Annotated in this window: 24 protein-coding genes; 17 read left to right on the top strand and 7 right to left on the bottom strand. The window is 63.9% G+C overall.

The features are described 5' to 3' along the window. Positions 1-405: RHS repeat-associated core domain-containing protein (locus EG19_RS11780; protein WP_200867162.1), on the top strand; the 405-nt coding region annotated here is incomplete at its 5' end. Between the two features lie 103 nt (positions 406-508). On the opposite strand, the gene EG19_RS11775 is transcribed toward EG19_RS11780, so the two are convergent. Further along, positions 509-805, bottom strand: coding sequence for a CCDC90 family protein (locus tag EG19_RS11775; RefSeq protein ID WP_038050548.1), 297 nt, complete (start codon positions 803-805; stop codon positions 509-511). Positions 806-1,113: 308 nt separating this feature from the next. On the opposite strand from EG19_RS11775, the gene surE reads away from it, so the two are divergent. After that, positions 1,114-1,866: a 5'/3'-nucleotidase SurE gene (gene surE, locus EG19_RS11770; RefSeq protein ID WP_038050555.1), complete on the top strand. Its 753-nt coding sequence runs from the start codon at positions 1,114-1,116 to the stop codon at positions 1,864-1,866. Beyond that, positions 1,863-2,513 (top strand): protein-L-isoaspartate(D-aspartate) O-methyltransferase, encoded by a 651-nt coding sequence (locus EG19_RS11765; RefSeq protein WP_053335283.1) that lies wholly within the window; start codon positions 1,863-1,865, stop codon positions 2,511-2,513. The genes surE and EG19_RS11765 overlap by 4 nt, the downstream gene beginning before the upstream one ends. A gap of 99 nt (positions 2,514-2,612) precedes the next feature. On the opposite strand, the gene EG19_RS11760 is transcribed toward EG19_RS11765, so the two are convergent. Continuing rightward, positions 2,613-3,569 (bottom strand): KpsF/GutQ family sugar-phosphate isomerase, encoded by a 957-nt coding sequence (locus EG19_RS11760; RefSeq protein WP_038050547.1) that lies wholly within the window; start codon positions 3,567-3,569, stop codon positions 2,613-2,615. A 119-nt stretch (positions 3,570-3,688) separates the two neighbouring features. Here EG19_RS11760 and guaA point away from each other — a divergent pair, with 119 nt between their 5' ends. Both guaA and EG19_RS11750 read left to right on the top strand, forming a co-directional pair. After that, positions 3,689-5,224, top strand: a complete 1,536-nt coding sequence (guaA, locus tag EG19_RS11755; protein WP_038050546.1) for a glutamine-hydrolyzing GMP synthase — start codon at positions 3,689-3,691, stop codon at positions 5,222-5,224. A 44-nt stretch (positions 5,225-5,268) separates the two neighbouring features. After that, positions 5,269-6,585 (top strand): cyclic 2,3-diphosphoglycerate synthase, encoded by a 1,317-nt coding sequence (locus EG19_RS11750; RefSeq protein WP_038050545.1) that lies wholly within the window; start codon positions 5,269-5,271, stop codon positions 6,583-6,585. Between the two features lie 181 nt (positions 6,586-6,766). Here EG19_RS11750 and EG19_RS11745 read toward each other — a convergent pair whose 3' ends face one another. After that, on the bottom strand, positions 6,767-7,702 hold the full coding sequence (locus tag EG19_RS11745; RefSeq protein WP_038050544.1) for a Gfo/Idh/MocA family protein: 936 nt from the start codon (positions 7,700-7,702) through the stop codon (positions 6,767-6,769). Positions 7,703-7,764: 62 nt separating this feature from the next. Here EG19_RS11745 and EG19_RS11740 point away from each other — a divergent pair, with 62 nt between their 5' ends. Beyond that, positions 7,765-8,535: a TatD family hydrolase gene (locus tag EG19_RS11740; protein WP_038050543.1), complete on the top strand. Its 771-nt coding sequence runs from the start codon at positions 7,765-7,767 to the stop codon at positions 8,533-8,535. Here the strand turns inward: EG19_RS11740 and EG19_RS11735 are convergent. Continuing rightward, entirely contained in the window at positions 8,532-10,604 is a 2,073-nt protein-coding gene (locus tag EG19_RS11735) for a S8 family peptidase (RefSeq protein WP_038050541.1), read from the bottom strand. The two genes, EG19_RS11740 and EG19_RS11735, sit on opposite strands and share 4 nt — an antisense overlap. A gap of 115 nt (positions 10,605-10,719) precedes the next feature. Between EG19_RS11735 and EG19_RS11730 the strand changes: the two genes are divergently transcribed. The 7 genes from EG19_RS11730 to EG19_RS11700 all read left to right on the top strand — a co-directional run bounded on the left by EG19_RS11730 (position 10,720) and on the right by EG19_RS11700 (position 15,670). Beyond that, the gene (locus EG19_RS11730) at positions 10,720-11,511 is read left to right on the top strand and encodes an SDR family oxidoreductase (protein WP_038050540.1); all 792 of its coding nucleotides are present in this window, start codon (positions 10,720-10,722) and stop codon (positions 11,509-11,511) included. 21 nt (positions 11,512-11,532) lie between these two features. After that, positions 11,533-12,021 carry a hypothetical protein gene (locus tag EG19_RS13480; RefSeq protein WP_038050538.1) on the top strand — a complete coding sequence of 163 codons (489 nt, stop codon included), beginning with the start codon at positions 11,533-11,535 and terminating at the stop codon, positions 12,019-12,021. 26 nt (positions 12,022-12,047) lie between these two features. Next, positions 12,048-12,566, top strand: coding sequence for a TlpA family protein disulfide reductase (locus tag EG19_RS12965; RefSeq protein ID WP_053335282.1), 519 nt, complete (start codon positions 12,048-12,050; stop codon positions 12,564-12,566). Next, positions 12,563-13,186 (top strand): outer membrane beta-barrel protein, encoded by a 624-nt coding sequence (locus EG19_RS11715; RefSeq protein WP_038050536.1) that lies wholly within the window; start codon positions 12,563-12,565, stop codon positions 13,184-13,186. The genes EG19_RS12965 and EG19_RS11715 overlap by 4 nt, the downstream gene beginning before the upstream one ends. Continuing rightward, complete coding sequence (locus EG19_RS11710; protein WP_038050534.1) at positions 13,183-14,085, top strand: VWA domain-containing protein; 903 nt, start codon at positions 13,183-13,185, stop codon at positions 14,083-14,085. The genes EG19_RS11715 and EG19_RS11710 overlap by 4 nt, the downstream gene beginning before the upstream one ends. Before the next feature lie 100 nt (positions 14,086-14,185). Continuing rightward, the gene (locus tag EG19_RS11705) at positions 14,186-14,824 is read left to right on the top strand and encodes an OmpA family protein (protein ID WP_038050533.1); all 639 of its coding nucleotides are present in this window, start codon (positions 14,186-14,188) and stop codon (positions 14,822-14,824) included. A gap of 108 nt (positions 14,825-14,932) precedes the next feature. Continuing rightward, positions 14,933-15,670 (top strand): FxLYD domain-containing protein, encoded by a 738-nt coding sequence (locus EG19_RS11700; protein WP_038050532.1) that lies wholly within the window; start codon positions 14,933-14,935, stop codon positions 15,668-15,670. Here EG19_RS11700 and EG19_RS11695 read toward each other — a convergent pair. Then, positions 15,667-17,715 carry an OPT family oligopeptide transporter gene (locus EG19_RS11695; protein ID WP_038050531.1) on the bottom strand — a complete coding sequence of 683 codons (2,049 nt, stop codon included), beginning with the start codon at positions 17,713-17,715 and terminating at the stop codon, positions 15,667-15,669. The genes EG19_RS11700 and EG19_RS11695 overlap by 4 nt on opposite strands. Positions 17,716-17,907: 192 nt before the next feature. Here EG19_RS11695 and glnA point away from each other — a divergent pair, with 192 nt between their 5' ends. Beyond that, positions 17,908-19,233 carry a type I glutamate--ammonia ligase gene (gene glnA, locus EG19_RS11690; protein WP_038050530.1) on the top strand — a complete coding sequence of 442 codons (1,326 nt, stop codon included), beginning with the start codon at positions 17,908-17,910 and terminating at the stop codon, positions 19,231-19,233. A 73-nt stretch (positions 19,234-19,306) separates the two neighbouring features. Here glnA and chrA read toward each other — a convergent pair whose 3' ends face one another. Next, positions 19,307-20,473 (bottom strand): chromate efflux transporter, encoded by a 1,167-nt coding sequence (chrA, locus tag EG19_RS11685; RefSeq protein WP_152544053.1) that lies wholly within the window; start codon positions 20,471-20,473, stop codon positions 19,307-19,309. A gap of 340 nt (positions 20,474-20,813) precedes the next feature. On the opposite strand from chrA, the gene ygfZ reads away from it, so the two are divergent. After that, positions 20,814-21,653, top strand: coding sequence for a CAF17-like 4Fe-4S cluster assembly/insertion protein YgfZ (ygfZ, locus tag EG19_RS12960; RefSeq protein ID WP_161685611.1), 840 nt, complete (start codon positions 20,814-20,816; stop codon positions 21,651-21,653). On the opposite strand, the gene EG19_RS11675 is transcribed toward ygfZ, so the two are convergent. Next, complete coding sequence (locus tag EG19_RS11675) at positions 21,650-22,495, bottom strand: MBL fold metallo-hydrolase (RefSeq protein WP_038050527.1); 846 nt, start codon at positions 22,493-22,495, stop codon at positions 21,650-21,652. The two genes, ygfZ and EG19_RS11675, sit on opposite strands and share 4 nt — an antisense overlap. Before the next feature lie 441 nt (positions 22,496-22,936). Between EG19_RS11675 and EG19_RS11670 the strand changes: the two genes are divergently transcribed. After that, positions 22,937-23,200: a hypothetical protein gene (locus EG19_RS11670; protein WP_161685608.1), complete on the top strand. Its 264-nt coding sequence runs from the start codon at positions 22,937-22,939 to the stop codon at positions 23,198-23,200. 184 nt (positions 23,201-23,384) lie between these two features. Continuing rightward, entirely contained in the window at positions 23,385-23,963 is a 579-nt protein-coding gene (locus EG19_RS11665) for an RNA polymerase sigma factor (RefSeq protein ID WP_053335280.1), read from the top strand. The last annotated feature ends 160 nt before the right edge of the window (positions 23,964-24,123 follow it).

The following is a 24,123-nucleotide window of genomic DNA, read 5'->3' as shown; positions in this document are numbered from 1 at the left end:
TATTTTCCCTCCATGGCTCGCTTCCTCTCGCCGGATCCGGTGCGGGGCAATCCAGCCCAGCCCCAGAGTTTCAACCTCTACGCCTACGTCCGCGGCAACCCCCTCAACGCCGTGGATCCGGATGGGCGCGCGGCGCTTTGGCTCACGCCGTCTCGCGAGCGGGCGATGGCCATGGCAGCGTCCGGGGCTGAGCAGTTTTCCCGGATGAAGTGCCCTGTCGGGGAACTTCGCACGGACAGAGCGATAACGCGTGAGGTTGCAAAAAGGAAAAAAGCTGTTGGGTATGGAGGGTCTTGGCGCGGCTGGTGGAATAGCCCGGGGGCTGCGCCGCGGCTCGTTGAGAGAGGCGGGCGTTTTCCCCAGGGGCTTTCGGTGGCGTCGGCGGCGGGGGCAGTGGCGAGTTGACAGGCTTTTGGGTGCTTGGCTGGGTAGCTGATGCTGCAGCGCTGCTGCGGTGCGGGCGCAGCCCGGAGCCGAGGGGAGCGGGCGCACGTGGGCTTGCGGCACCTCAGTGACGGAAGTAGGAGAGCAAGGTGGCCATCACCGCGGCTTGGCCGATCCAAAAGAGGAACATCCACTTGAGGATGTCGGCTCTGACGTCGGCGAGCTCGGTGCGAACTTTTGCTACCTCCTCGGTGAGCCGCTTGTCCAAAGCGGTGAGCCGTTCGTTCACCGCCCCCAGTTCTTCCGCAAGACGGCGCTCGAAGCGCATTTCGGTTTCCGCCAGGCGCCGGGCGAAGCCTTCTTCGGCGAGGGCCAAGGCCTGCTGACTAGAGCTTTCCTCCACCAGGGACAAAAGACGCACCAGCTCCTCGGCGCCTCAGTCCGAAAGGCGATCGCGCAGCACCGGGGAAATGCTCACCACCGGCATAGGCACCCCAGTCCAATGCTAGCGCCTACCGGGGGGGTGTCAAGGCAGCGGGTGAGGGGGGCGAATGGCCTGCCCGGGGAGGGCGGCAGCAGAAGCGTTGCGCTGCAGCTGGCGATGGCCGCCTCCTGCGAGCTGCGGCGCCGGTCCCATGGCTGATCCCGGTCCGCGCCTGGAAGCGGGTGGGGCCGGGCAGCGGGGCAGCTTCGGGTGCGCCAGCGGGAGGTGGCTATACTCTGGCCGTGGTGCGGATCTTGGTGAGCAACGACGACGGGTACCACTCCGAGGGGATCCACGTGCTGGCGGATGCCCTGGAGACGTTGGGGGAGGTTTGGGTGGTGGCCCCGGACCGGGAGAACTCCGCGGTTTCCCACGCCCTCACGCTGCACCGGCCGCTGCGGCTTACCCGGCTTTCCGAGCGGCGCTACGCGGTGGACGGGACCCCCACGGACTGCGTGACGTTGGGGATTTGCCAGGTGATGAAGGAGCACCCGCCGGATCTGGTGGTGTCCGGGATCAACTTCGGCGCCAACATGGGGGACGACGTGCACTACTCGGGCACCGTGTCCGCGGCGTTCGAGGCGGCGATCATGGGGATCCCCGCCATCGCGGTTTCCCAGGTGCTGGGGGAGCATTTTTCCTTCGTGCCCGCGGGGCGGGTGGCGCGGCACCTGGCTGCCTTGGTGCTGGAGCGGGGGCTTCCCAAGGGCACGCTTTTGAACGTGAACGTGCCTCCGCGCCCCCCCAAGGGGCTGCGCTTCACCCGCCTAGGCAAGCGGCGGTACACCGAGGGGGTGGTGGAGGACACCGACCCCCGGGGCCGGGTGTGCTACTGGATCGGCGGGGGGGATCCGGTGTGGGAGCCGCTCCCCGGCTCGGATTTCCTGGCAGTAGCGGAGGGCTACACCTCGGTGACGCCGCTGCAGCTGGACATGACCCACGAAGGGTTGCTTTTGAGCCTTTTGCAGGACGCTGCCTCCTGGGACCTGCCCGCATGAGAGCGGCGGCGCTCCCGGTGCCTCTGTTGCAGTTGCTGGCGCGGCTTCGGGCCGCGGGGGTCGCCGACGAGAGGGTGCTGCAAGCGCTGGCCGCCACGCCTCGGGAACTTTTCCTCCCCCAGCAGTTCGCCCCCAGGGCCTGGGAGGACTTCGCCTTCGAGATCGGCTTCGGGCAAACCATCTCCCAGCCTTCGGTGGTGGCGCGGATGACCGCGCTGGCCCAGGTGCGGCCCAGCGACCGGGTGCTGGAGGTGGGCACCGGGTCGGGCTTCCAGGCGGCGGTGTTGGCGCGGCTTGCCCGCTTCGTGTTCACCGTGGAGCGCATCCCCGCCCTCGCCACCCAGGCCCGCAAGCGCTTGGCGCTTCTGGGCCTTGCCAACGTTACCGTGCAGGTGATGGACGGCAGCCTTGGCTGGAAAGCCCATGCCCCCTACGACGCGATTCTCCTCACCGCCGCTGCACCCGCGGTGCCCCCGCCGCTTTTGGAGCAGCTGGCGGAGGGGGGCAGGCTGGTGGCGCCGGTGGGGGAGCGGCGGCAGCAGGAGCTGGTGCGCATCACCCGGCACGGCGAGAGCTTCACCGAAGAACGCTTCGGGCCCGCGAGCTTCGTGCCGCTGGTGGGCAAGGAGGGGTTCGCCCCAGCCTAGCTCCGCCGTTTGGCGCCTGCAGCTCGCCGCCGCGCCGCGTACCGTCCGCCTGGCCACGCCGCGGTGCGCTGCGCGTTGGGTGCTGGGAAGGGCGGCTGGTCAGAACAGCCCCACGCCCCAGAGGTCGTGGAGGTGCAGCACGCCCAGGACCCGGGAGGTTTCGTCGGTGACGATGAGCGAGGTGATGCGCCGGGCCTCCAGCAAGCGCAGCGCCTCGGTGGCCAGCTGCTGGGGGGGGATGGTGACTCCTCCGGGGTGCATGGCCTCTCCCGCGGTGAGCTTGAGGGGATCCGGGTGGCGCTCCATGAGCCGCCGCAGGTCGCCGTCGGTGATCACCCCTAAAAGACGGCCTTCGCGGTCCTGCACCGTGGTGATCCCCAGCCCCTTGCGGGACATCTCGTAAATCACGTCTTTCATCGGCGTGTCCGGAGCGACAGCGGGGATTTGCTCGCCTTTGTGCATGAGCTCCCCCACGGTGAGCAAGCGCTTGCCCAGCCTGCCCCCGGGGTGGAGGCGGGCGAAGTCCTCGGGGGAAAACCCCTTGCGCACCGAGACCGCCATGGCCAGGGCGTCCCCCAACGCCAGGGCCGCGGTGGTGGAGGCGGTAGGGGCCAGGTTGTGGGGGCAGGCTTCCCGGTCCACCCAGAGGCAGAGGTGTACGTCCGCGTGGCGGGCCAAGGTGGAGTTGGGGTTGGAGGAGATGCCGATGAGCCCCACGCCAAGCCGCTTCAGAAGCTCCACGAGCCGAACGATTTCCTCGGTTTCCCCGGAGTTGGAGACCGCCACCACCAGGTCCTCGCCGGTGACCATCCCCAGATCGCCGTGGATAGCCTCGGCGGGGTGGAGGAACAGCGCGGGGGTGCCGGTGGAAGCCATGGTGGCGGCGAGCTTGCGGCAGATGATGCCGGATTTGCCCATGCCGGTCCACACCACCCGGCCGCGGCAGGAGGCCAGGAGCTCCACCGCCCGGAGGAAGGAGTCGTCCAAGCGGTCCCGCAAGCGCAGGATCGCTTGGGCTTCGGTGGTGAGCACCTCCCGGGCAAGCTCCAGCGACACGACCCCTCCGAGGCGGGATTCTAACCCACCCCCTGAGGCTGGTCCCGGAGGTGGGCAGGGGCCGCTGGCAAAAACGCTGGCAAGTTGCTAAGCTAAGCTGCCCCGCGAGGCGGGGCGGTATGACGGCCCATGAAACGGTTCTGATCCTCGATTTTGGCTCCCAGTACACCCAGCTCATCGCCCGCCGGGTGCGGGAGCTTTCGGTCAAGAGCGAGATCGTTCCCCCTAACCTGCCCGCCCGGGAGATCGCCGCGCGGCAGCCCATCGGCATCATCCTCTCCGGCGGTCCTGCCTCGGTGTACGACCAGGACGCCGTGGAGCCGGACCCGGCGATCTTCCGGCTGGGGGTGCCGGTGCTGGGGATCTGTTACGGCCAGCAAGTGATGGCGCGGCTCTTCGGCGGGGAGGTGGCCAGCGCCGGCAGGCGCGAGTACGGCGCTGCCGAGCTGGAGCTCCTAGCCAGCTGCCCGCTGTTCGAGGGTCTGCCCCCCCGGCAGCGGGTGTGGATGTCCCACGGGGATGAGGTGACCCGGCTCCCCCAGGGGTTCCGCTTGGTGGGCCGCACCGAAAGCGCCCCCCACGCCGCCATGGCTTGGGAGGAGCGCAAGCTTTTCGGCATCCAGTTCCACCCGGAGGTGCACCACACGCCCCTGGGGCAGAAGATCCTCGACAACTTCCTGGCCCTTTGCGGCGCCAAGCGCGACTGGACCCCCGCGAGCCTGCGCCAGGAGGCGGTGGAGGCGATCCGCCAGCGCCTGGGCCAGGGGCAGGTGATCGTGGCGCTTTCGGGAGGGGTGGATTCCACGGTGACCGCGCTGCTGTGCCGGGAGGCGGTGGGGGATCGCACCATCCCGATCTTCGTGGACACGGGGCTGCTGCGCCTGGGGGAGGGGGACAAGGTGATGGAGCGGTTCGCCGCCTACGGCCTGGCGGTGCACCGGGTGAACGCGGCTCCGCGGTTCTTCGCGGCGCTGGCCGGGGTGGAGGACCCCGAGGAAAAGCGACGCCGCATCGGGCACGAGTTCATCGCGGTGTTCGAGGAGGAGGCCAGGAAGTTCCCCCAGGCTCGCTTTTTGGCCCAGGGGACGCTGTACCCGGACGTGATCGAGTCCACCTCGGTGAAGGGGCCCTCGGCCACCATCAAAACCCACCACAACGTGGGGGGGCTTCCGGCGAAGCTGGGGTTCGAGCTGGTGGAGCCGCTGCGCTTTTTGTTCAAGGACGAGGTGCGGCGGCTGGGGTTGGAGCTGGGGCTTCCCGAGGAGTTCGTGTACCGCCAGCCCTTCCCCGGTCCGGGGCTGGCGGTGCGGATTCTGGGAGAGGTCACCCCGGAGCGGGTGGCGCTTTTGCAAAAGGCGGACGCCATCTTCATGGAGGAAATTCGCCAGGCCGGGCTTTACCGGGAGATCGCCCAGGCGTTGGCGGTGCTGTTGCCGGTGCGCTCGGTGGGGGTCATGGGGGACTCCCGTACTTACGAAAACGTGGTGGCGCTGAGGGCGGTCACCACCGAGGACTTCATGACCGCCGATTGGTACCGCTTTGACGGGGATTTTCTGGACCGGGTGGCGCGGCGGATCGTCAACGAGGTGCGGGGCATCAACCGGGTGGTGTACGACGTAACCTCCAAACCGCCCGGCACCATTGAGTGGGAGTAAAGCCAAACGCGGGAGCCGAAATCCCGCGTTTTTAGGAGGAAGGTATGCCGAAACGGAAAGTCATCATCATGGGTGCTGCCGGTCGGGACTTCCACAACTTCAACTGCCTTTTCCGCAACAACCCCGACGTGGAGGTGGTGGCCTTCACCGCCACCCAAATCCCCAACATCGAGGGGCGCCTTTACCCGCCGGTATTAGCGGGGCCTCTGTACCCCCACGGCATCCCCATTTTTCCCGAGGAAGAGCTGGAGACCCTCATCAAGCAGCACGACGTGGACGAGGTGTGGTTTTCCTACTCCGATGTGTCCCACCAGTACGTGATGGACAAGGGCTCGCACGTGGTGGCCTGGGGCGCCCATTTCGGCATTTGCTCGGCCCGGGACACCATGCTCCGCTCCAAAAAGCCCGTCATTGCCATCACCGCGGTGCGCACCGGCGTGGGCAAGTCGCAAACCACCCGCTACGTCTCCCGCATCTTGAAGAAGCTGGGCAAGCGGGTGGTGGCGGTGCGTCACCCCATGCCCTACGGGGATCTGGCGCAGCAGGTTTGCCAGCGCTTTGAAACCTACGAGGACCTGGACCGCCACGACTGCACCATCGAAGAGCGGGAGGAGTACGAACCCCACATTGACAACGGGTTTGTGGTGTACGCGGGGGTGGACTACGAGGTGATCCTGCGGGAAGCGGAAAAGGAAGCGGACGTTATCCTCTGGGACGGTGGCAACAACGACACGCCGTTTTTCAAGCCCGATCTCCACATTACCCTGGTGGACCCCCACCGTCCGGGGCACGAGCTCACCTACTACCCCGGCGAAACCAACTTCCTCATGGCGGATTTGCTCATCGTGAACAAGGTGCAAACCGCCGACCCGGTGAAGGTGCAGGAGGTTCTGGACAACTGCCGGAAGTTCAACCCCAGGGCCAGGGTCATCAAGTGCGCCTCGGTGATTTCCGTGGACAAGCCCGAGCTCATTACCGGCAAGCGAGCGCTGGTGGTGGAAGACGGCCCAACCCTCACCCACGGCGGCATGAGCTACGGGGCCGGCTGGTTTGCCGCCAAAACCCATGGGGCCGCGGAAATCGTGGATCCGCGACCCTACGCGGTGGGCACCATTGCCGAAACCTACCTGAAGTACCCCAACGCCGGCGCCATCCTCCCGGCCATGGGCTACTCCGACCAGCAAATTGCCGACCTGGAAGCCACCATCAACGCCACGCCCTGCGACGTGGTGGTGGAGGGCACGCCCATTGACCTCACCCGCATTTTGAAGGTGAACAAGCCCATTGCCGAAGTGACCTACGAGCTGGAGGAGCTGGACGGCAACGTCATCGAGGAGATGGTGCGGAAGGTGGTGGGCTGAGCCAGGGTCGCAGTTAACGCCGGCACGTGAGGAGCACGACACAGCGAAACCCCGGACCATCCGGGGTTTCGGCTTGGCGGAAGACCGCCCGGGTCTTCGCAGGCTTTGACGCGGTTGCAAGACCCGTTGAACGCCCGCGGCCAATTGGCACTTTTAAATTTCGGCCCGGAAGGCCCGGGTGTCAAGGGGTGCCGATGGCCTCCACGATGGCCCGGGCGGCCGTAAGCGCCAAAAGCCCCTCCTCGCCGGTGACGAAGGGCCCCTCCTCGCCGCGGATGCGCGCGGCAAAGGCCCGGTGTTCCTCCGCCAAAGGCTCAGCTTTCGTGACCTCCACCGGCACCGGCAGGATTTGCGGCTCCGGCCCGCTGCGGTCCAAGCGGTAGGCGCTTACGGTTTGCTCGGCGTAGTCCACCGAAAAGTAGGCATCCGGCTCAAAGAGCCTGAGCTTGCGCACCCGCTCCGAGGAGACCCGGCTGGCGGTGAGGGTGGCAATACACCCGTTGGCGAAGGCCACGCGGACGTTGGCCAAATCCACCTGCCTGGAAAGCACCGGCACCCCCACCGCGCGAATTTCGGCAATGGGGCTTTTGCCGTTGAGGGCCTGGGCAATGTGCAGGTCGTGAATCATGAGGTCCAGCACCACGTCCACGTCCAGCGACCGGCGGGTAAAGGGCGAAAGGCGCTGGGTTTCCAGATAGCGGGGGCGGGGGTGGCGGGCGAGCAGCGCTTGCACCGCCGGGTTGAAGTACTCCACGTGCCCCACACCCAGCACCACCCGATGCTCCCGCGCCAGCGTAACCAGTTCCTGGCCCTCAGCAACGCTGGCGGCCAGCGGTTTTTCCACCAGAACGTGCTTGCCCTGCGTGAGGAAAAGCCCGGCCACCTCCCGGTGGGTGACGGTGGGGGTGGCGACAATGGCCGCCTGGGCCAGCTCTGCTGCTTCCGCCAGCGAGCGGAGCGGGGGCACACCGTACTCGCGGCAGAGCTGTTCGAGCTTGAAAGCATCGGTATCAAAAGCGCCCACACAGCGCCAGAAGGGCAGCGTGGACGCCAAACGCAGGTGATGCTTCCCCAGATGACCCACTCCCACCACCACCACCGCAATTCGTTCGCCCATGGGCTAATGGTGGCAAAGCTTGGCGCGTGGGGCAAGCGCTATGCTTTTTGCGGAGGGGAGGCATGACCGATTCCCACGCGCATTTGAGCATGTTCCCAAAGGACCAAAGGCGCCTCTTGCTTGACGAGGCGCAGGAGCAGGGGGTCAGCAGGGTGCTGGTGCCGGCCACCGGGCGGGAAGACCTGGAAGAGGTGGCCCACCTTCCCGAGGAGCTGGACTCCGGTGTGTTTGCGGCCTTGGGGTTTCACCCCCACCAAGCCAGCGAGCTAGACTCCGGATGGAAGGCAAAACTAGAAAAGCTTTTGGCGCTTCCCGGGGTGGTGGCGGTGGGGGAAATCGGGCTCGATTACCACTACATGAACTCCCCCAAGGAAGACCAGCTCAAGGCCTTTCGCTGGCAGCTGCGGCTGGCCCAGGAGGCAGGGTTGCCGGTGGTGCTGCACCATCGGGAGGCCTGGGGGGATTTCGTGGTAGTGCTGCAGGAGCATCCGGGCATCCGCGGTGTGGCTCACTCCTTCACCGAAGGGGCGGAAGGTGCCGGGGTCATGGTGGGGATGGGGCTTTACGTGGGTATTTCCGGCATGGTGACCTTCCCCAAAGGGGAAAACGTCCGAGCGGCGGTCCGGGCGTGCCCTCAAGAGCGGCTTTTGGTGGAAACCGATGCTCCGTTTCTGGCGCCGGTGCCCCATCGCGGCCAGCCCAACCGTCCCGCCTGGGTGCGGGTGGTGGCGGAACGGGTGGCCCAGGAGCGGCAGGTGACCCTTGCCGAGCTGGAGGCGCAAACCGATGCCAACTTCACCCGGCTTTTCCTGGAGCGGGAAAAGCCCGCTTAAGGAACCCACAGCGGGATGGTGGTGGGATCGGTGGAGTTGCCGTCCACCACCGAAGCAATGCCAATCACCTTGCCGCCGGAGGTAAGGACCCGCACCTCGGCGTAGGCCGCTTGATACCCGTCGGGCAGGGCCCTTCCTTGCTGTACCCGCCGCTGTGCCGGGATATCCAGGCTTACGGTGGTGATGGGTGTCCCGTTGTTGGTGAAGAAGCGCACCTCCACCTGGGCCAGCTGTTGACCCACGTTGACAAACTCCACGTTGGTGCGAAACGGCGGGTCGGAGCGCAGGTTCACTAGGTAACCCACCTGGTTGGCGGTGAGGGCTTTGCCCACTTCAATGCCCTCGATGAACTGCCCCATGGTCCCCAACGCCAGAGAGCCGTTTTGCTGCTGCACGTTCACCTGCGAGTAGGTGCGGGCCAACGCCTTTACCGGCTGGGAGCTTTCCACCAGGATGGCACCCACCGCCTCGCCGCTGAAGCCAAAGGCCTGAGCCAGCACGTCCTTCCACGCTGCCTGCGCTTTTCCGGCCAGGGTAAACTCCACCGGCTGCAAGCTGGTGGTGGAAGAAAGGAAGGTCATCTTCACGGTGGCGGAAGAGCTGCCGGGGTTAAAGACGGCCACGTCCGAGTACCAGTAAGCCGGGGGAAAACCTGGCCAGCGGGCAATGCCGGTGAGGTAGTACGTAAAGGCTGAACCACCGCTGCCCCCTTGCAAGGCCTGTAAGGCCTGAAGCGCGTCCACGCGGTTGCGGGTGATGTTGTTGCGCTTGTCGGTGACCGGCTTGCCGGTGTTCCGGATGGCCGCAAAAAGCTGGTCAGACGTGCGGGTGGGTACGGCTTGGGAGAGCAACGCCGCTACACCGGCCACGTAGGGCGCCGCCGCCGAGGTGCCGTGAAAAGCGGCTGAACCGCCGCTCATTTCTGCCGCCATAGTTTCGCTCCCTGGCGCCCACACGTCGAGCTTTTCTCCCGAATCGGAGTAGCAGGTCACGTCGTCGGCGTTGACCAAAAGCTCGGTGCAGCCACCGGCCATGCACTGGCCCTCGCCGAAACCGATGCCGAAGAACGTGTCGTCATAGACGGCGCCTACCGCCAAAGCGTTGGAAAGACAGGCGGGCCAAGCCACTCCTGTGGTGCAGCCGCCGTTGCCGGCGGCCACGGTCACCAAGACACCAGCGTTGCGCAGGTCCTGAAAAGCGGTGAAGGTGGTGGTGTCCAGGGAATCGCAAGTGCCGGCGCCTGGAGGCCAGGATGTATCGTCGTACCCGCCCAAGGACATGTTCACCACCTTGATGTTGTAGGGGTTGCCGCTGGTAATGCTTTGCAAGACCTTGTTGAGCCCGGAAAGGATTTTTGTTCCGGAACCGCTCCCCTCGGCGTCGAGCACCTTCACCGCCACCACCCGGCCGGCCCGGGCCACACCCAGCGTCTTGCCGGCGGCGACGCTAGCCACCGATGTCCCATGGCCGTTGTCGTCCATGGGATCGTCGTCGTTGTTGATGGCATCCCAAAGCTTTACGGTTTTGGCTGAAGCGTCTGTACCTCCGGGGGAAAGCTCGCTGTGGTTGTAGTTAACGCCACTATCCAGGATGGCAATCCCCACGTTTTCCCCGGTGTACCCCAGCTGCCGAACTTCCGGCACGCGCATGAGCGCTTCGCCTTCGGCATCAAAGGCCTTGACCTTCCAGTTGTGACCCAGGTGCCGCACCTGGGGGTGGGCCGCCAAGTAGGGCAGTGCCACCGCCGGCACCACCGCCGCTACAGCGGGGATATGGCTGTAGCGCTCCAGCACCCGACCGCCCAGCGTGACCACCTCTTGCGCCACCGCTTGGCCGGCCGCCTCGATGGCCAAAAGCCGCTCCCGGGCAAAGGGTTTGGGCTGGTCTTCCAGCACTTCGGGAAGCTGCAGCCCCACGATGACCTCCACCTCCCCTTGCGGGTTGGCGCTGGCTTGCGCCCAAAGGGTGGGGCTCACCTTGTCGAAGAAGGCGGTGTCCTGGGGCGCTGCCGCCAAGACCACGCTGCTGGCAAGGAAAAGGGCGAAAAACAGGGTTTTCTGCTTAAACATACCCGCTCCCGCCGCCATGATACGTTACCTGCGCTTCCCCCGCCAGTGGCGCCCGTCACCCGCTGGCAACCAGTTCCCCGCGGATGCGTTTAAAGTGTTGCGAACGGGGGAAGGTATGGACTTGGGACTTGCAGGAGTTTCGGTGCTGGTAGGTGGAGCTTCTTCCGGCTTGGGTTTTGCCTGTGCCAAGGCCTTCCTGGCGGAAGGGGCCTTGGTGACCATCGTTTCCCGTGGGGGGGAGAAGCTGGCTTCGGCCCGGGAAAGCCTGGAGCGGGAAGCCCCAGGCAGGGTCCACGCGGTGGCTTCCGATTTAAGCCAACCCGGAGGGGCCACGCGGGCGTACGAGGAAGCCGCTTCCAGGTTTGGGCCGCCTCTGGTGGTGGTGGCCAACGGCGGTGGCCCCCCTGCTTTGCCCGCAGCCAACGCCACCACGGCCGATTTCTCCCGGGCCCATGAGCTGCTCCTGCAGCCGGTGGTGGAGCTGGTGCAGGCGGCGTTGCCGGCCATGAAGTCCACCGGTTGGGGGCGGGTGATTGCCATCACCTCGGTTTCCGCCCGCCAGCCCGAAGTGGGGTTGGTGCTTTCTTCCTCCCTGCGAGCGGCGGTGTGGGGTTACCTCAAGACCCTAGCTCGGGAGGAGGCGGGTTCGGGTGTAACGTTCAACTCGGTGTGCCCCGGGTACACCGCCACCGAGCGCTTGCAGGTGCTGGCAGCTCACGTGGCCCAGCGGGATGGGATGGCGGTGGAGGAGGTGTTCCGCCGGTGGGTGGCGGGGACACCGGTGGGCCGTTTGGGTAAGCCCGAGGAGATTGCAGCGGCAGTTGTGTTCTTGGCGTCCAAGCCGGCAGCGTTCATTAACGGTGTGGCCCTGGCGGTGGATGGCGGCGCATCGTTAGGCTTGCTTTAGAATCCTCGCTTGGAGGCAGCGATGGCAAAGAGGGGCAGCAGCCGGTTGTTTTTGGGTTTGGTCTTGGCCGCAATTGGGGCAGCGCTGTTGTTGGCGCGAATGCATGTGGTGTCCCAGGGACCGGCGGTCTTGCTGGCGATTGGCGGCGCTTTAGCGCTTTACGGAGTGTTTGCCAGAACCTTTGGCCCGCTGGTGCCGGGGTGCATCCTTTTGGGTTTGGGCTCCGGCATGCTTCTGGGGGACCGCGGGGTGGAAGGGTTCGGTGTGGTGCGCTGGCAGCTTTTGGGATTGGGTGGCGGCTTCATTTTGCTGTTCCTCCTGGCTTTGGTGCTGGGTTTGGGCTTGCGCTGGTGGCCGCTGGTGGTGGGTGGCGTGCTGGCGGGAGTAGCGGTCCTGCCGCAAATCAAGGGGCTCTTTGATCCCCAGGTGGTGGTGGCGTTTCGTACGTACTGGCCGGTGCTGCTCATTGCCGCTGGGCTTTACCTGGTGGTGCGTGACATCACCCGCTAGCGCGGCGCTTGTGCTAGCATGGCCCGATGCGAAAAGGTCTGGTTTTCTGGCTGTTGATAGCGGCATTGGGAGCAGCAGCCGCTTTTGCTGCGGGCCCCGGTGAGCGGGTGGACTTTCCCGATCTGGAGCTTTACGACCTGCAGGGCAACCCCTCCAAGCTTTCGGATTTCCGCGGGACGGTGGTGGTTCTCAACTTCTGGGCTACCTGGTGCGGTCCCTGCCGGATGGAGCTTCCAGAGCTGGAAAAGCTTTACAACGAGCTGGGGGGGAAGGGGCTCATGGTGCTGGCGGTGAGCGTGGACGAGTACCGGCAGCTGGTGCCGGCGTTCATCGAGAGAATGAGGCTGACCCTGCCGGTTTACTTTGTGGACCCCGCCACCGAGCGGGCTTTGGGTATTGGCACGATTCCCTTTACGCTGGTTTTGGACAAGGAAGGCAAGGCGGTGCGTGCCTATCCGGGGTACTCCCAGGAGGGGATGCGGGATTTGAAGAAGCTTGCCGCCGAGCTTCTCGCTGAAAAGCGTGGCCGAGGAGGGAAGTCATGAAGAAACTGGCTTTGTTTGCTGTGGTTTTGCTTCTTCCGGCGCTGGCCGGGGCACAAGCGGTGGGGAGCGTGGAGCTCACCCCCACCGTGGGCTTCTGGCTGGGGGACACCATCGCCCGGGGGGTCACCCGGACTTTCAATTTTGACGTGACCGTGGACGACGCTCCCGCTTACGGTGTGCGTTTGGGTTACCGTTTTGCCCCCAATTGGGCCTTGGATTTTGCCCTCTTCCGGGAAAACGCCGACCTGGTCACCGGTCGCGGGGACCTCTTCGGCGGTAAGTCCACCATTGGCGACATTAACCTCACCACCTTTGAGGTGGGGGTGGAGGGGAGCCTTGGCCACCGGCGGGTGGTGCCGTTCCTGGCAGGGGGAATTGGCGCCATGCACCTGGACCCCAACTTTGGGAACGCTTCTTCCGACACCCGCTTTGTGGCCAACTTTGGCGGTGGGTTCAAGGTGTTCTTCACGCCCGAGCTGGCCTTGCGCTTTGACTGGCGTGGCCACTCGGTGCACGTGGGGGGCGATAGCGACCGCTGCGATTGGTGGGACGAATGCGATCGGCGAGACAACTGGATCACCTTCACCGAGGTGGCTCTGGGCCTTTCCTTCGTCTTTTGAAACCCTTAAGCGTTGGCCTTTGCCTGTGGGCTTTCGCCTTTGGGGGTGAAGCCCGGGGGCAAGAAGGCCAGGCGTTCCGCGATCAAGCGGAGGTCACCACCGTTTTAGTGCCGGTCACGGTCCGGGACAGCAAGGGACGCCTGGTGGCCCACTTGGAAAAGGAAGCCTTCCGCTTTTTTGTGGACGGCATGGAGTTCCCCATTACCTCCTTTTGGCGGGAGGGTGGGCTTCCCATCGCGTACGTGTTTGTGGTGGACACCTCCGGTTCTATGAACGGCCGCCGGTTGGCGCAGGTGCGGGCGGCCATTGGTGAGTTCTTGGCGGCGCTCAAACCCGGCGATGAGGTGAGCCTCATCACCTTTGGCGCCGGTGAGGTGCACCGCCGGTTGCGTTTAGGGGCCGATCCCGCAGCGCTTCCCCCGCTCTTGGATCGCCTCAGCGGCTACGGGACCACCGCGCTTTACGACGTGCTTTCGGTGGCTCCCCGTTTTTTTGAAGGAGCTCGGGCCTTGCGGCGGGCAGCTTTGCTTTTCACCGACGGCGTGGACACCGCTTCGCAGTTGACCGCCGAGGGGGCGCTGATGACGCTGGAAAACCTCCAGGACCCGCTTTACGTCTTTGGCATTGAACCGCCCCCGGGACAAACGGAGGAAGGTTTAACCTACGAGCAGGTGCTGGCCCGCTTTGCCCAGGCTACAGGGGGTCGCTATATGCGGGTGGACAAGCTGGAGGCCCTGCGGGCACAAGCGGCTGAGCTGCGGAGGGAGCTCTCCCAGCGGTACATCATTGCCTTTACCCCGTCGGGGGTTGGCGAGGTCAAGTGGCGGAAGATTGCCGTTCGGGTGGAGGGGCCTTACACCGTAGTGACGCGCGAAGGCTACCGGGGAACGTTGCCGTAAGGGGTTGACAGCGGGCGGAATTGGTTGTGTTATACTCGCTGAGACTGAGGGAGTAGGGTTGGAACGAGAACCACAACGTGCCTAAAAAGGAGGGGCGAAGATGAAAAGAACATGGGTCGTTTTGGTCGTGGTCGTGGGCGTGGCCCTGTGGGGAACCGGCTGCGCCACCAAGGAGTACGTGCAGGAGCAAGTCGCGCAGGCGCAGAAGGTCACCGAGGCGAAGATTTCCGAGGTGCAAAAGCAGGTGGAAGCCACGCAAATGGATGTGGCTAACCTCAAGAAGTCGGATGCCGAGCAAAACGCCAAGATTGCCCAGCTGTCCGATACCGCCAAGGAAGCTTTGGCCCGCGCCGAAGAGGCCGGCAAATTGGCCAAGGGCAAGTTCCTGTTTGAGGTGACCCTGTCCGACGACGCGGTACACTTTGGCTTCAACAAGAGCGATCTTTCTGCTGAGGCCAAGGCGGCTTTGGATGCTTTTGCCCAGAAGGTGAAGGCCGAAAACAAGAACGTGTACATCGAGGTGCAGGGCCACACCGACTCCATTGGCTCCGAGAAGTACAACCTGGAGCTGGGCCAGGCCCGTGCTGACGCCGTGGTTCGCTACCTCAACATGCAGCACGGTTTGCCGCTGCACCGCATGAACGCCATCTCCTACGGCGAGTACAAGCCGGTGGCGGACAACAAGACCGCCGAAGGCCGCGCCAAGAACCGCCGCGTGACCCTGGTTGTGCTCGAGTGACGAAGCTTCAAAGCGAGCAATGCAAGCCCCGGGGCAACCCGGGGCTTTTCGTTTATGGGCGGCACCTCATGAGGGGTTACAATGTGCTGGAAGTCTGGGAGGTGGACGATGAGGCGATGGCTTTTGGCACTGGTCACCTTTGGTTTTGCGGTGAGCTCTTGGGCCGCAGTGGTGGTGCTCAAAGGCGGCAAGAAGCTTGAGGTGGCTTCCTACGAGCAAAAGGGCAACTACGTGGTGGTGACCCTGGCAAACGGCAAGCGCGCCAGCTACCCGCTCACAGCGGTGGACCTCCAAGCCACAGCCGCCGCCAACGCCCAGCCAGTAGCCACTCAGCCGCCGGCCAAACCCGAACCTCCCCGCAGCCCCTTCGCCAAAGCGGTGGCCAAGCCCGGTACTCCTGCTGCTGTGGTGACCGATGCTGACGTGCAAAAGGTGGCTCCGGCCGGTGAAGAAGGCGCTCCTGCCGAGGAGAAAGCGGCGGAAAGCCCCGCCCGGGAGGAGGGGGTGGTGGTTTTGGGGTGGTCGGGACGTGAAGCCGGTGAAGGGAAATGGGAAATCACCGCAAATCTCGTGAACCAGGGCAAGGCGCCGGTGCAAAACGTGGCAGTGGCGGTTCGCGCCATGGCCGAAGGGAAAGCGCTGGGCACTGGCTCGGCTTCTTATCCAGGCATCGTGCAGCCGGGCCAGCAGTTCACGGTGCCTGTGACCGTAGAGGCTTCGGAGCCGCCCAAGCAGGTGATCTTTTCCCTGAACTGGCAGCAAATCACCCCAGGCCCCACAGAAACCCTCAAGGCAGCCCCCACCCCGGAGGCTGCCCCTAAGGAAGGCGAAGGCCCCGGCCGCTAGCTTTCCGCTCGCTTGGCGTCCCAGTACATGTAGGCGCAGAGCCCGATGTAAGCCAGAATCCCCAACACCTCTGCGGTGTGCTCGGGGGATGCCCCAAAAAGCCCGGCCAGGCCCTGTGGAACCACGGCCAACCCGCCGATTCCGGTGTTGGCACCGGTCCAGATGTTGATCATCTTGAGAAGCGCCGCCACGACCCCGAAGAGCGCGCCTCCCGCAATGAACCCGGAGGCAATGAGCGTTCCCCGTGTGCTTCGAGCCTGGGCTAACGCTTCGTTGTCCTTAGCCGAAGCCTTCACCCAGTGGGCGATGAGCCCACCCACCACCAGCGGCACGTTGAGCTCGAGCGGGATATACATGCCCAGGGCAAAGGCTAAGGAGGGAACGCCAATCATTTGCATGGTTACAGCCACCAGCATGCCAATGCCGTACAAAAGCCAGGGCACCTCTTCCCGGGACATGAGCGTCTTAATCACGGCCGCCATGGCGTTGGCCTGGGGTGCGGCAAAAACCTTGTCTGCAGGGTGTTCCGGCGAGGGCACGAAACCGTAGGCTTGGTTGAGCAGGAAGATCACCGCGCCCACCGTAGCTGCAGCAAAGATCGTTCCCAGGAACTTGGCCTTCTGCTGGACCGCGGGAGTGGCGCCAATCCAGTAGCCGATCTTGAGGTCGGTGATGAGCCCACCGGCCATGGAGAGAGCCGTGCACACCACCCCGCCGATGAGCAGGGCGGCCAGCATTCCCGCCGGGCCGGCAAGACCGGCTTCCACCAACAGCACCGAGGTGAGGATGAGGGTCATGAGCGTCATCCCCGAGACCGGGTTGGTGCCCACAGTGGCAATGGCCCGGGCGGCTACCGTGGTAAACAGGAACGAAATCACCACCACGATGCCCAGGGCAATGAGCGAAAGGGTGGTGGGGCGGGGCTCACCGCTCACCACGAAAAAGCGGAAGAACACCCACAAAACCAGGGAAACCACGAACAAACCCGCCAGCACCAGGCCCATGGGCAGGTCGCGGTCGGTGCGCTCGCTGCTCGCACCGTGTTTTTTGCCGGTGAGCTCGGCAAACCCCATGGAAAAGGCCTTCACCACCACCCGCCAGGAGCGCAAAATACCCATAAGCCCGGCGGCGGCAATGGCGCCAATGCCGATGTGCCGCACGTAGCTGCGGAACACCGCTTCCGCGGACATGGAACCAATCAGCGTGCCATCGGTCACCGGCGGCAACGTGACCGGCAGGTGCGCCCCTACGTAGGACACCAGCGGCACCAGCAAGAACCAGGAAACAAAAGAGCCAGCGCAAATGATCAGCGCGTACTTCAAACCAATGATGTAGCCCAACCCCAAAATCGAAGCCAAAACGTTAAAGCGGAACACCAGCTTGGCCTTTTCGGCCAGTCCCGCAAAAACCGGCAAGGCCCGGGAGGTAAACACCTCGGCCCACCCTTCCAGGTGGATGATGATGAAGTCAAAAAGCCCACCAATGGCGGCCGCCACCGCCAGTACCTTGGCTTGCTTGCCGCCGGCTTCCCCGGCCACCAGCACTTCCGTTGTGGCGGTGGCCTCGGGGAAGGGGAACTCCCCGTGCATTTCCCGCACGAAGTAGCGGCGGAAGGGAATCAGGAAGAGAATCCCCAGGGCGCCGCCCAAAAGCGACACCACAAAGAGCTTCCCCAGGTTAACCGGGAGGTCCAGGATAAAAAGCGCCGGCAAGGTAAAGATGGCCCCGGCCACCACCAGTCCAGACGCGGCACCAATGGACTGGACGATGACGTTTTCCAGGATGGTGGACTTGCGGCGGAACAAAAACCCCACGCCCACGCCGATGATGGCAATGGGGATGGCTGCCTCGAAGACCTGTCCCGCTTTCAGCCCTAGAAATGCGGCCGCGGCGGAGAAAAGCACGGCCATGAGAATGCCCAAAATTACCGAGCGGGGCGTGAACTCGGGGAGCTGGGCTGAGGCGGGGACCAGCGGCTGGTAGGTTTCTCCAGGCTTGAGGGGACGGTAGGCGTTTTCCGGCAAGCTCTTCTTGGTGGTTTCCACGGTCTTTCCTCCTTCCTGGTGGGCAAGCTTAGCGGGGAGGAGAGGCCAGCACAAGCGTGGTAAGTGTTTTTATGGTGTGCGAGCAAAAGTTGCACTTTGCGCACTAATCTTATTTCACTTTGCAAGAATGACCCTTGACTTCTGCTGGAAAGACCATAGAATGACGCCGATTGTACACGAAAGGAGGTTCAAGTGGACAAAAAGGAGATCCTAGAACGTTGCCGGGCGGAAGACGTGCACTTCTTGCGCCTGGTGTTTACCGACATTGACGGCATCATCAAGAACGTGGAGGTGCCGGAGTCGCAGTTCGAAAAGGCCTTAAACGGCGAGATCATGTTTGACGGCTCCTCCATCGAGGGTTTTACCCGCATTGAAGAGTCGGACATGCTCCTAAAGCCGGACCTGGACACCTTTTGCATTTACCCCTGGCAAAGTCCTCACGGCAAAGTAGCCCGGCTCATGTGCGACATTTACAACCCCGATGAAACACCCTTTGCCGGTTGCCCCCGCCAGGCCTTAAAGAGGGTGGCCGCCAAGGCCGCCGAGCGCGGGTATCGCATGATGGCGGGGGTGGAAGCGGAATTTTTCCTTTTCCACCGCGATCCCGACGGCCGCCCCAACCACCAAACCCACGACGTGGGCGCCTACTTTGACCTCACCCCCATGGACTTAGGGGAAGAAGCCCGGCGGGACATGGTCACGGTGCTGGAGCAAATGGGCTTCGAAATTGAAGCGGCCCATCACGAGGTGGCCCCCGGCCAGCACGAAATTGACTTCCGCTACGCCGAAGCGCTGAAAACCGCGGACAACGTGGTGGATTTCAAGTTCGTGGTGAAAAAGGTAGCCAAGGACCACGGCCTGCACGCCACCTTCATGCCCAAGCCGCTCTTTGGGGTGAACGGCTCGGGGATGCACACCCACCAGAGCCTTTTTGATTTTGCCGGCAACAACGTGTTTTACGACCCCAAAGCGCCGTACCAGCTTTCGGCGGTGGCCCGGGGCTACATTGCCGGCATTTTGGACCACGTGCGGGCCTTTTGTGCCGTCACCAACCCCCTGGTGAACTCCTACAAGCGCTTGGTGCCCGGGTACGAAGCGCCAGTGAACGTGGCCTGGTCGGAAAAGAACCGCTCGCCGCTGGTGCGGGTGCCGGCCCGTCGCGGCCTGGGAACCCGCTGCGAGGTGCGGGTTCCCGATCCCTCCTGCAACCCCTATTTGGCCTTGGCGGTTATGCTGGCTGCGGGGCTCGACGGCGTTGAGCGGGGGCTCGACTGCGGCGAGCCGGTAAACCGCAACATCTTTGAGATGTCCGAACGGGAAAAGCGCCGGCTCAAGATCAAGCAGCTCCCCGCCAACCTGGCGGAAGCGCTGGACAACTTGGAGCGCGACCGGGTGATCCGCGAGGCTCTGGGTGAGCACATCTTTGAGAACTTCCTGCGCAACAAGCGGGAGGAGTGGAAGCAGTACATCTCGGTGGTGCACCAGTGGGAGCGCGATCAGTACCTGGAGCAGTTCTAACGGGAGCTTTTCGTTGCTGAAAACAAAGGGCGGGTTCCAACCCGCCCTTTTTTACCTCTGGCCCGCTGCAATGTTACGCAAGAAAAAGCAGGCTCAAAACCGCTCCCGCTCCCACCACCGCTAGCACCGGCACCCCTCGTCGCAAGAGGAGAAGCGCCAAAAGCGCGGCGGGGGCAGCCCATGGCGGTACCAACGCCGTTTCGGCCACCTGCGCCAGCACGTGGAAGAGCAGGGCCACAAAAGCCGCCAGCGCTCCGCGAACCGCCCGCTGGAACGCCCAGGACTGCCGAAGCCGGGCAAAGTGGGGTGCCAGCGTGACCACCAAACAGGCGGGGGGGAAAAACGTGTACGTGGTAGCCACCAAGGCCCCCAGGAAACCCGCCACCTTGTAGCCGATGAAGGTGCTAGTGATCACCACCGGCCCCGGGGTGAGCTGACCCAGGGCCAAGCCGTCCATGAACTCCTGGGGGGAAACCAGCGGGGGATGGGTCAGCACGAAGGCGTGGTACAGGAGGGCCACGGCGGTGTAACCCCCGCCAAAGGCAAGGACGCTCACCTTGCTCACTTCAGCGCCCAGGCGGGCCACGCTGGGTTGCCAGGTGGCGAGGCCCAAAAGCACAAGCGCCAGCGCCCCTGCCACCGAAAGCCCCCAAGCCAGCCCTCGCCGGCGGCTTCCCTTGGGCGGAAGGGAGCCTTTTGGCATTTGTTTGGGGTTGGGCATGACGAGGATCCCCAAAAGCGCCCCGGCCAGCACCAACAGCACCGGGTTAATTTGGAAGAAAAACAGCGGCGAAAGAAAAGCCGCCAAGAGCAAGCCGCGGGTGTCCTGGAGAGCGGGCTGGGCCAGGGAAATCAACGAGGACCCCACGATCGCCACAATCACCGGCCCCAGGCCCCGAAAAACCGCGTGCACGGCGGGGAGGCTGCCAAACCGAAAGTACGCCGCGGACAAGGCCAGCATCAGCACAAAGGCGGGCAGGGCGTAAACGATGGCAGCCACGAAAACCAGGGGCGGGCCGTAGAGCCTTTGCGCCACATGAGCCGCGGTAGCCGGCACCACCGGCCCCGGGACCAGCTGGGCGAAGGCCAGGGATTCCCCAAACTCCTCTTCGCTCACCCATTGCCTGCGCACCACCAGCTCTTCCCGCAGCTGGGCGACAATGGCAGGACCGCCGTAGGAGGTAACCCCTACTTTGAAAAGCGCCCACAAAAAACGCGCAAGCGACGGCCTCGGCGCCATGCCCGTGAGCTTGCCCAACTCCCCGCCCAATTGCAAGCGCCCCAGCGCACCGCACGTGGCCAAGAGGCGGGTTTCGCAGATTCTTGGGCCACCTTGCCAAACATTTGCTCTATCTTCCTCAGCGGGGCCGGCGCTCCTGCTGTGGGGCCGCCGCACCGCGGCGGCTAACAGAAAAGCAACCCGCGACGGATCGCGGGTCCCACATTAGAAGCTCAGGTCCCACATTTTTTAGCTAGCTGGGAACGAGCGGGGCGCTTTTGCTGTTTGCAGGATTCGGATGGGAGGAGCACTGAAGTTGCAGATGCCAGGTCTTTGCCAGAGGGCACCGTGGAGGATGGATGTGGCCAGGGTTCAAGGCCCGGACCCTGTGGGGGCGTTACAGAAGCTCGTATCAGCGGATTTGCGGGGTCTTGCCCACGGCGAAGTGCGGGGAACCTTGCTTTTGCACCCCAAGGGTCAGTTCCGGGCGCTTTTAGCGGTGGGGCTTTGGCACGGGGAGGTGTGGCTTTTGGCGCCGCAGGGTTTTGGCCAGCGGGCCTGGGAGCAACTGCAACGCTACCTGCAGTTTTCCCGCTGCCGTTTGGTTCCCTTTGCAGGTCCCGTGACCGTGTTGGTGGGGGCCGGCTGGCGAAATGCCCTGCTTGCTGGCCACGCTTCTGGCTTGGAAGGCGCCGGTGGGCCTCCCGTTTTTGGCGAAAGCCTTTCGGGCTTGCCAGGAGGGGTGGTGCTGGCAGATGTGGGGCATGAGCGGGGGGCAGCGGATCGTGAGGAGCTGGAGCTGGCGCGGATACAAGCGGGGTTCCCCGCCTGGGGGAAGGAGCTCACCGACGACGTCTTGCCGCAAGAGGTAGGCCTTAAAGAACCATGGGTTTCCCAAAGCAAAGGCTGCTACGTTGGGCAAGAGACCGTGGCGAGGCTGGCAACCTATGGCCACGTGAACCGCCTCCTGGTGAGGCTTTCAGCCCCAGCGGCGGACCAAAAGCTTAAGACCATGGGGCCCTTGCCGTGGCCGCTCACTTCCAAGGAAAACACCAAACCCGTGGGGCGCCTTACCTCTTTGGCTTCTTCGCCGCAAGGGGAGGTGTGGGCTTTGGCATTGCTGCACCGTGCCTTTGCCCGGAATGGGCAGGAACTTTACGCGGGCACTGTGGGTTTTACCGTGCAAGCTGTGCTGGCTTAAGGCCACTCCACGTTACAAAGGTGCACACGCGGGCCCTGCTCCGTCACCAGGGCTTGGCGGATGAGTTTGCTGCCGGGACCCAGCCGGTGGCGGCGGGAAAGGTGGGTCAAAACCCAGTGGCGGTTGCGGGCAAAAGGAAGCCACGCACGGAGGTCTTCCAAGTGCATGTGGCCGAAGCGACGGGCGCGTTGCCGATCGGTGGGTTTTAGGAAGGTGCACTCCACCACCAAAACCTCCACCTGGGCAAGCCAGCTTTGCCGTTCCAGTACTTCCGGTCCGGTATCGGCCAGGTAAGCCAAAAGCGGGGTTTCCACGGTTTCCGAAACCTCCACACCCTTTTGCCGCAACTCGCGAATGCTCTCCGGCGGAAGGCCTGAAAACTCTCGTTTTAGTTGCCGTTTTGTCCAGGAAAGCCCAACGCCCAGGGTGGGCGTCCAATGGCTGGTGAGAAAAAAACGCACCATGCAATCCGGGCGCAGGTGCACGTTTTGCCCCTCGCTCACGACTTCCACCTCTACGGGGTAAGGATTGCCGTTTTCCATGGCGGCGCCGAGCTGGAGGAGCTGGCGCAGTTGGCTGGCCAGGGGATCAAGGGCGTAAACCCGCGCTGGTCCCAGATTTTGTAGCTGGCGCTGAGCTGCCCATGGCAAAAGGCCGGCCAAGTGGTCGGTATGGCCGTGGGACACCACCACGTGCTCCATGGGCACCAAAGCCCGCAAAGGGAAGCCTGAATCCAGTGCCAAACGGAACTGGGGGAGCAACAACACGGTGCCTTCGCCAGCGCGCGACCCACCCACCAGCAGCAGTTTGCCCCACGAGGTTTCCAGCTCAAGCCTACGCACAGCTTTCCCTTATCACGGGGATGGGGGGTGTTGTCAACTGGTTTTGGTTACAATTTGAGATGAGAGAAAGCGGAAGCCGCCATGAAGCATGCTTCGGGAAGGGTGCTGAAAAGCAGGGCAGGCCATGGCGGGGAGGTACAGGTGAAATGCTCTTAGCCTTTCCGCCTTTGGCTCAAGGTTAAGGAAAGGAGGGAAACCATGAAAAACCCATGGCGCTGGGGGCTTTTTTTGCGCGGCAGCGGTGCTTCCCTTGAGTGCGTGTTTGGGCATCGGCAGGTCCAGCGTGGCGCAGCAATCACGACCACCGTTGCCTTACGAGCAGGCCTTTGCAGTGGCACTGCGAGCTGCTCAAGAAATGCAAGAGGAGTGCAGCAGGATCAATCCCTTCAATTACCCAGGGGTGGTGAAGCTGGGTACGAGCCAAAAGAGGGGGTCATTACCGTGCACTACCGCTTTGACCCGGAAGCCGGTGGCATCTGCAGCGAGCCTCCTGGTGGTGTGTCCTCGTTCTTGAAGCAAGCTTTCGTGCCTCATTTTGGGGCGGAGTTTTTCATGCACGTGCGGTTCGTGCGGGAAGCTGACCGAGCTTTAGGGGTGCAGGTGGAGGTGACGCAAAGCAAGGGGGTCAAAAAAGCGGTTTTTGATGCGGAAATGGAGCGTTTCAAGGAGCTTTACTTGCGCTATTTGCGCCGGCACTGGCGGTAGCTGCTCCTCGCCTTGAGGCGTTGGTGCCGTTGAGGGCGTTTTTGCCGCAGCGTGGTGAAGGCTGCAACCGGTAGTTGGTAGCAGGGCCGCCCTTTTTTGTTTTCACCGCAAGAGGTACTGTCAACCTCAAGGGCTCCTTCACGTCTTTAAAGTTATGGCGGAGGTAGCTCGGTGGGAGCGGCCAGTGGGTGCAAGCGAACGGGAACTGGTAAACCAAGCGCAAAGCGGAAACCTGGGCGCAGCCGAGCAGTTGCTGGTAGCTTACGAGGCGCTCATTGGGCGTATGTGTCGGGCGTTGCTGCCGCCGGAGGAAGACGTGGAAGCCGCGGTGCAAGAGGTGATGGTTAAGGTCCTGAAGGGGCTCAAGTCCTATCGCGGGGAAGCGCCGTTGGCACCGTGGATCGCGCGCATTGCCGTCAACCACTGCCGGGACCTTTTACGACGCCGTAAGATCCTCTCCTTTGTGCCGCTGGAAAACCCCTTCCACCGTGAGGACGAGGACCCTTCTCCTCTACCGGTTCCCGAAACCGGTGCCGACCCGGAGCGGGTTTTGCGGGCCAAACAAGGGGTTGCCCGGGTGCTGGCGGCGCTGGAAGAGCTTCCCCATCGCCAGCGGGAAGTGTTTGTGCTGCGCTTTTTTGCCCACTTGGATTTGGCCGCCATTGCCCAGGTCTTGGGTGGGGTGGACGTGGGCACGGTGAAGACCCACCTCCACCGGGCTTTGGCGCGGCTGCGACCGCGCGTCTTGGAGGCATGGCCATGAGCTTTTCGCACCTCACGGAAGAGCAGCTGGAAGCTTTGTTGGCTGGAGAAGCGGGCAGGGAGCTTCAGGACCACGTGCATCGCTGTTTAGCGTGCCAACGCGAGCTGGAAAAGTGGGAAGGGTTTTTGGCGCCCTTGGCCTCTTGGCGGCCGCCGGCATC

This window comes from Thermoanaerobaculum aquaticum (assembly GCF_000687145.1).
Lineage (GTDB): Bacteria > Acidobacteriota > Thermoanaerobaculia > Thermoanaerobaculales > Thermoanaerobaculaceae > Thermoanaerobaculum > Thermoanaerobaculum aquaticum.
Note: the sequence above shows the minus strand (reverse complement) of the source record. Positions and strands in the feature narration are given on the sequence as shown.